At 66.3% G+C, this 6,580-nt stretch carries 8 protein-coding genes; 1 reads left to right on the top strand and 7 read right to left on the bottom strand.

The window, feature by feature from the left end; all coding sequences use genetic code 11:
* Nucleotides 1–106: 106 nt before the first annotated feature.
* The 7 genes from ACFV4K_RS34220 to ACFV4K_RS34190 form a co-directional block, all read right to left on the bottom strand.
* The gene (locus tag ACFV4K_RS34220; protein WP_379280442.1) at nucleotides 107–679 is read right to left on the bottom strand and encodes a hypothetical protein; all 573 of its coding nucleotides are present in this window, start codon (nucleotides 677–679) and stop codon (nucleotides 107–109) included.
* A complete protein-coding gene (locus tag ACFV4K_RS34215; protein ID WP_357093465.1) occupies nucleotides 676–1,182 on the bottom strand; it encodes a F0F1 ATP synthase subunit B in 507 nt (168 codons plus the stop codon). Before ACFV4K_RS34215 ends, ACFV4K_RS34220 begins: the two co-directional genes overlap by 4 nt.
* A gap of 8 nt (nucleotides 1,183–1,190) precedes the next feature.
* A complete protein-coding gene (locus ACFV4K_RS34210) occupies nucleotides 1,191–1,448 on the bottom strand; it encodes a F0F1 ATP synthase subunit C (RefSeq protein ID WP_040810042.1) in 258 nt (85 codons plus the stop codon).
* Nucleotides 1,449–1,516: 68 nt separating this feature from the next.
* On the bottom strand, nucleotides 1,517–2,281 hold the full coding sequence (gene atpB, locus ACFV4K_RS34205) for a F0F1 ATP synthase subunit A (RefSeq protein WP_357093462.1): 765 nt from the start codon (nucleotides 2,279–2,281) through the stop codon (nucleotides 1,517–1,519).
* Nucleotides 2,278–2,547: a hypothetical protein gene (locus ACFV4K_RS34200; RefSeq protein ID WP_379280441.1), complete on the bottom strand. Its 270-nt coding sequence runs from the start codon at nucleotides 2,545–2,547 to the stop codon at nucleotides 2,278–2,280. Before ACFV4K_RS34200 ends, atpB begins: the two co-directional genes overlap by 4 nt.
* Nucleotides 2,548–2,821: 274 nt before the next feature.
* On the bottom strand, nucleotides 2,822–4,450 hold the full coding sequence (locus ACFV4K_RS34195) for a cation acetate symporter (RefSeq protein ID WP_379280440.1): 1,629 nt from the start codon (nucleotides 4,448–4,450) through the stop codon (nucleotides 2,822–2,824).
* The gene (locus ACFV4K_RS34190) at nucleotides 4,447–4,785 is read right to left on the bottom strand and encodes a DUF485 domain-containing protein (protein WP_379280439.1); all 339 of its coding nucleotides are present in this window, start codon (nucleotides 4,783–4,785) and stop codon (nucleotides 4,447–4,449) included. The genes ACFV4K_RS34195 and ACFV4K_RS34190 overlap by 4 nt, the downstream gene beginning before the upstream one ends.
* A gap of 233 nt (nucleotides 4,786–5,018) precedes the next feature.
* Here ACFV4K_RS34190 and ACFV4K_RS34185 point away from each other — a divergent pair, with 233 nt between their 5' ends.
* Complete coding sequence (locus ACFV4K_RS34185; protein ID WP_379280438.1) at nucleotides 5,019–6,554, top strand: methyltransferase; 1,536 nt, start codon at nucleotides 5,019–5,021, stop codon at nucleotides 6,552–6,554.
* Nucleotides 6,555–6,580: the final 26 nt, after the last annotated feature.

Raw genomic sequence — 6,580 nt, 5'->3', positions numbered from 1 at the left:
GTGCCAGGCCTGAACTCGGAGACCTTGTGCCGCTGGCCATTCAGGGAAATCCTGGTACCCAGGGGTTTCAGGGGGGAACCCCTGAGAGTCCCGAGTGTTGGTATTCCTATTTCCGTTCGGTCTGCGGCTGACGCCGCGCCTCACCGGAATTGGCCAGCGCCTCCAGATCTTCGAGGAACCTCTCGATGCTGTCGGCACGGGACTGCGTTGATCCGATCTGCTCGCGCACCTTCTCCTCGGTGAGCGCGAGCATGGCGGCCGCCAGATCCTGTTCCAGATCCCGGATCATCTGCCTGCGGTACTGCAGGATCTGATCGCGGCCCTGCTTGCGGACCCGTTCCACCTCGGCCGCCGCGGCCTCGCGCATCTGGAGAATGATGCGGTCGGCGTCGGCGCGGGCCTCCTCGCGCATGCGCTCGAGTTCGGCCTGGGCCTCGGCGACGGCATTGTCGTAGGCGGCTTTGGCGGTGGCCAGCCGATCGGCCGCCGCCTCGCTCTCCTCGAGTTGCCGGCGGATCTGGTCCTGAGCGTTGTTCATGATCTTCTTCACCGGTGGCACAACGTATTTCATGATGAACCACACGATGACGGCGAAGCCGAACAGCTGACTGAGGAAGACGGGCCAATCGAAGGTGATGTTGTAAATACCCTCGGCGAGATGGGTATCGGTGAGGATCATGCAGACCCCCGTCCTCTCTGCTGGCCCGCACTGGTCCGGGCACGATCGTTCCCGCCCAAGACCCGGCCGGCCAGGTCCTGAGCGAGTGGTTCGACGGCTTCGCGTAGTTCGGCGGCGACCTGGTCGGCCTCGGCGCGCAGGTGCGCCGTGGACTCGGCCACGATCTGGTCGGCCTCTTTCTGGGCCTCGCCGCGCATTCCCTCGAGGATTGCCCGCCCCTCGGCCCGGGCCTGGTTGCGGATGTCGGCCGCTTCCAGTCGGGCCTTCTCGAGGGCTGCCTCGTAGCGCGCTTCGGCTTCGGCGAAGGTTTCGCTGGCTTCCTTGGCGGTCGCCGTCGTGACCTCGACACGTGCCTCCCGTTCGGCCAGCACCTTTCGGATCGGCGGAACCACGAAGAACCAGATGACTGCGAGCACGATCAGGAAGATCAATAACTCGGCCACGAAGGTGCCGTTGGGAACCAGGAAGTTCCCCGCGGCCTCCACATCCGTTCTGGGAGACATGATGACGTCTACTTACCGGGAGTAGCGAATACGAACAGTGCCATGAACGCTAGATTGATGAAGTAGGCCGCTTCGACCAGACCGACGGTCAGGAAGAAGTTCACACGCAAGCGGCCTTCCGCCTCCGGCTGCCGGGTGACGCCGTTGATCAACGCCGCGCCGGCCAGACCGTCACCGATGCCCGCACCGATGGCACCGCCCGCCAGAATGATGCCGCCGCCGATGAGGGCGCCTTGAACGATACTCGCGGTTGCTGGGTCTGCCATTGTTCACTTCCTTGTTTTGAAAAATAGCTGCAGCCCAAATGGGTGCAACGCCGAACGGCCGAAGCCGCTCAGTGGTTTTCACTCTCCAGCGACATCGACTGGCTGAAGTAGAGAATGGTCAGCAGGGCGAAGATGAACGCCTGAATCGCCCCGACGAACAGGTCGAAGAGTTTCCAGACGGCATTCGGTCCCCAGCTGATCCAGAACGGGAACAACGTGATCACCGAAACCATGACGCCGCCCGCGAACATATTGCCGAAAAGTCGCAAGGACAGCGACAGCGGCTTGGCGATTTCCTCGACCACATTGATGAAAACCATGGGGCCCCAGCCGGTGTGTCCCTTCAGCAACTGTTTCGCGTGCCCGCCCGGCCCGCGCCGCCACGCGCCCGCCGCGTGATAGAGCAGGAACACGAACAGCGCGAGCGCCAGCGTGAAGTTGAAGTCCGACGCCGGCGGCGCGATCAATTCGCCCGAACCGTACTGAACGGGCAAAACCGACAACCAGTTCGACAGCAGGATGAACGTGAACAGCGTGACCGCGAGCGGCAGCACGAACGGCGCGACCTTCATCCCGATGGCGGTCTCCACCTGGGAGCGCATCTGGACGGTGATGGTCTCGAAGAACAGCTGCACCCCGTTGGGCACGCCCGAGGTGATCTTCACCCGCAGGTAGAAGGCCAGCCCCAGCACGATCAGCGCGGCCACCGCGGTGGACACGATGGTGTCGACATTGAAGGTCATGCCCAGCAGGTGCGCCTGGGCGTGATCGCCGACGTGAATCTTGGCCTCCCCCGAGGATTCCTCGGCGGCCAGTATCGCGTAGATGCTCATGACTGCTGTCGAAGCCCTTTCACCTCGGGCAGAGCCGTATGGAGAACCAGAATCAGCTGAAAGACCGCCAGCCCGAAGAAGATTCCGACGCCGTAGGGACGGGTCAGGAATGCCACCAGAATCGACAGCCCGGTCAGGATGATCAATCGAGACGCCGAGGACAGCGCCAATTTCTGTTTGCTGGGAGTTTCCGCATCAGTGATGCGCACGATGGACATCCACGTGAGCCGGGCATTAACCCAGCCGAGCATCAGACCGGTAGCCATGAAAACACCCAGCAACAATCGATCCAACGCACCTGTGACCATCAATGCCAGTACACCGAAAGCGATTGCAATTGCAGTCGCTCTCCGCATCCGGAGCCTGTTGAGGTCCAATACGACACCGCCTCGCCGTCATCCCACCTCGTAGTGGGGCCGTGCATGATCAATAGCATACACAGCCCAACCTCGTTGCGGGGCAGTATTTTTGATCTTCAAATTGTTGATCTTGAAATTCCGAAACGCTTTTCAGCGAACTTTCCGCCAATCAATTCGGACATCAGTGTTGCACAGCCTTTTCCGCTCCGATGCCGGTCAGCGACCGCACCTGCATCTCGGCGTACTTGCCGTCGTCGTGTTCCTTGGACAGCACGGTTCCCAGCCAGCCCAGAGCGAACGAAACCGGGATGGACACCAGGCCGGGGTTGGCGAGCGGGAACCAGTGGAAGTCATGGGATTTGATCATGGCGGTGGGCGCTCCGGAGACCGCCGGGGAGAACACGATCAGCACGATGGTGACCGCCAGTCCGCCGTAGATGCTCCACAGCGCGCCGGCGGTATTGAAGCGCCGCCAGAACAGCGAATACAAAATGGTCGGTAGGTTTGCTGAGGCGGCCACCGCGAAGGCCAACGCCACCAGGAACGCCACATTCTGATTCTTCGCCAGAATGCCGCCCATGATCGCCAGCGCGCCGATCACCACCGCGGTGATCCGCGCGACTCGCACCTCGCTGTTCCTACCCTCCCCCGCATCGCCGTCACCACGGCCGCGCTTGATCACATTGGCGTACACGTCGTGCGCGAACGACGCCGACGCGGTGATGGTCAGCCCCGCGACCACCGCCAGAATCGTCGCGAACGCCACGGCCGCAACGAATCCCAGCAGCACCGGCCCGCCCAGCTCCAACGCCAGCAGCGGCGCGGCGGCATTCTCCTTGCCCGGCGCCTTGGCGATCCTCTCCGGCCCCACCAGCGCGCCCGCACCGTAGCCGAGCACCAAGGTGAACAGATAGAAGACACCGATCAGCCCGATCGCCCACACCACCGAGCGGCGCGCCTCCTTGGCCGTCGGCACCGTGTAGAACCGCATGAGCACGTGCGGCAGCCCGGCGGTGCCCAGCACCAGAGCCAGAGCGAGCGAAAGGAAGTCGAGCTTGCTGGTACCGGTCTTGCCGTACTTCGCGCCCGGCTCCAGCAGCTTCGCGCCGGTCTTGCCACCGTGGTTCACCGCGTCCTGTAACAGGCTGGAGAAGTTGAAGTCGTAGCGGCCCAGCACCCACACGGTCATGGCGGCGGCCGCGCCGATGAGCAGCACCGCCTTCACGATCTGCACCCAGGTGGTGCCCTTCATACCGCCGACGAGCACGTAGACGATCATGATCGCGCCGACCACGGCGATCACGAGATTCTGTCCCGCCGAACCGGACACACCCAGCAGCAGCGAGATCAGCACGCCCGCGCCCGCCATCTGCGCGAGCAGATAGAACAGACTCACCGCCAGCGTCGAGGTGGCCGCCGCGGCCCGCACCGGGCGCTGCCGCATCCGGAAGGCCAGCACGTCGCCGAGCGTGAATTTGCCTGTGTTGCGCAGCAACTCGGCCACCAGCAGCAACGCCACCAGCCAGGCCACCAGGAACCCGATGGAGTAGAGGAACCCGTCGTAGCCGTACAGCGCGATCGCGCCGGCGATGCCGAGGAAGCTGGCGGCCGACAGGTAGTCGCCGGAGATGGCGATGCCGTTCTGCGGGCCGGAGAAGGCGCGCCCCGCGGCGTAATAGTCGGCGGCCGTGCGGTTGTCGCGGCTGGCCCACACCACGATGCCCAGGGTGATGGCCACGAAGATCGCGAAGATGGTGATGTTGAGGCCGGGACGGCTGCCCTCGACGGCTGCGGCCAGATAGGTGGTCATCGGGTCGGCCCTTCCAGTTCGGCGCGGATCCCCTCGGCGATCGGGTCGAGGGTGCGGTCGGCGTAGCGGACGTAGAGGCCGGTGATGACGAAGGTCGAGACGAACTGCAGCAGGCCGAAGATCAGGCCGACGGTGATATCGCCGCCCACCTTGTGCGACATGAAGCCGTGCGCGTAGTCGGCGAGCAGCACGTACAGCGCGTACCAGGCCAGGAACAGGGCGGTCATGGGGAAGACGAAGCGGCGGAAGCGACGCCGCAGGCTCTGGAACTCGGGGCTGTCGAAGACCTGGGGCCAGTCGGGATCCGGTCCGCCGGTCTGGGTTTCAGTTGTCAACTGCGATACCTCCTGGTGATGCCGGTCACAGTAGCAACGAAAGTGGTTGTAACAAGGGCGAATAACCGCAGGTGAGATCATTGATTCACCGGCAAGTGAGCTGGGATTCGGAAAGTTCTGCGGCCAGCAACCAACCGGTTTCCATGCGTCCGAGCGACCCGATCCCCCGGTTCGGAAACCGCAACCGGCCCCACTGCCGGATGCCCACAGGTAGCGGTGGCAGAGTTCCGGTCATGCCGACGAATCGCTCCGTCATCCCGCGCTTGACGACCACTTCGTCCCTACTCGCCGACCTCGCGCCCGATCTACGCGCGGCGCTGACCCGCGTCCGCTACAACGCGGACACCCTGCTCGAGGCGCTGGGCGACTCCGCCCACGCCGCCCTCGGCCGCGGCGAACCCGTCCCGGTCCGCCGGGCCGCCGCCGACCTCGGCGAGCTCGGCACGCTGGTGCGGCTGCTGCTGCTCGGCGATCCGATCCCCGAACGCGAAGCGGCAGCGGCCCTTTCGCCCGTCGACCTGGACCGCGCCGTCGCCGCCGGGCTGATCGAGCGCGACGGCGGCGAGATCCGCGCCGCGCTGGACCTGCGTCCCCTCGACCTCGGCCACGGCACCCGCTGGGTGCTGTCGGACCTCGACGACTCCATGCGGCGGCGGGCCCTCGACGCCGACCACGTGCTCGGCGTGGGCCAGGCCTCACTGTCGCTGCTGCGCGCCACCCCGACCGCCGCCACCGGCACCGTCCTCGACCTGGGCACCGGCTGCGGCGTCCAGGCCGTGCACGCCGCCTCCTACGGCCGCCGCGTCACCGGCACCGATGTGAACAAGCGGGCCATCTGGCTGGCCGAGGCCGCCGCCGCGCTCAACGAGCTCGATATCGAGCTGCTGGAAGGCTCCTGGTTCGAGCCCGTCGCGGGCCGCCGCTTCGACCAGGTGGTCGCCAATCCCCCGTTCGTCGTGGGCCCGGCCCGCGTCGAGCACACCTACCGCGACTCCGGCCTCGCCCTCGACGGCGCCAGCGAACTCGTCATCTCCGGCATCCCGGAGCTGCTCAACCCCGGCGGCACCGCCGCGCTGCTGGCGTCCTGGGTCCATCGGGAAGGCCAGGACTGGCGCGGCCGGGTCGCGAGCTGGCTGCCCGACCAGGGCATCGACGCCTGGATCGTGCAGCGCGATGTCGCCGACCCCGCCCTCTATGTCGGGACCTGGCTGCGCGATGCCGGATTGGACCCGCGCGAGCCCGCCGCCCAGGCCCGCGCCGAACGCTGGCTCGACGCCTTCCGGGAATCCGAGGTGGAGGGCATCGGCTTCGGATTCGTCTACCTCCGCGCCATCGACGGTCCCACCGAACTGCTCGCCGAGGACCTCACCCACGGCTTCGACGACCCGCTCGGGCCCGAGTCGCTGGCCTACTTCGAGCGCTCCGCCTGGCTGCGCGCCGCGGCCTCCGACCCGCACCTGATCCTCGACTCGCGCTACCGGGTCGATCCGGCCACCGCGCTCGAGCGCGTCTATCTCCCCGGCGACGAGGGCTGGGCGCAGGCCGTGGCCCGGCTGCACCGCGGCGACGGGCCGCGCTGGCAGCACGAGATCGACGACACCACGGCCGCCCTGCTGGCCGGGATGCGGCCCGACGGGCTCCCGCTGCGGGAACTGGTCGACCTGCTGGCCTTCGGCGAGACCGGCGACGCGGCGACCCCGGATTTCGAGACCGCCGCCATGACCGTGGTCGCCGGGCTGGTCCGGCACGGGCTCGTGCATCCGAACTGAACCCCTCGATCCACCCCCGCGACGGC

Source organism: Nocardia sp. NPDC059764 (assembly GCF_042732555.1).
In the GTDB taxonomy this organism is placed as follows: domain Bacteria; phylum Actinomycetota; class Actinomycetes; order Mycobacteriales; family Mycobacteriaceae; genus Nocardia.
The sequence above is the reverse complement of the archived record's forward strand: the minus strand, read 5'-3'. Positions and strand labels throughout refer to the sequence as shown.

Coding starts and splice junctions, on each gene's coding strand:
- ACFV4K_RS34210 (WP_040810042.1), bottom strand. CDS start 1,448: ATGGCAGACCCAGCAACCGCGAGTATCGTTCAAGGCGCCCTCATCGGC.
- ACFV4K_RS34185 (WP_379280438.1), top strand. CDS start 5,019: ATGCCGACGAATCGCTCCGTCATCCCGCGCTTGACGACCACTTCGTCC.
- ACFV4K_RS34215 (WP_357093465.1), bottom strand. CDS start 1,182: ATGTCTCCCAGAACGGATGTGGAGGCCGCGGGGAACTTCCTGGTTCCC.
- atpB (WP_357093462.1), bottom strand. CDS start 2,281: ATGAGCATCTACGCGATACTGGCCGCCGAGGAATCCTCGGGGGAGGCC.
- ACFV4K_RS34195 (WP_379280440.1), bottom strand. CDS start 4,450: ATGACCACCTATCTGGCCGCAGCCGTCGAGGGCAGCCGTCCCGGCCTC.
- ACFV4K_RS34200 (WP_379280441.1), bottom strand. CDS start 2,547: ATGGCTACCGGTCTGATGCTCGGCTGGGTTAATGCCCGGCTCACGTGG.
- ACFV4K_RS34220 (WP_379280442.1), bottom strand. CDS start 679: ATGATCCTCACCGATACCCATCTCGCCGAGGGTATTTACAACATCACC.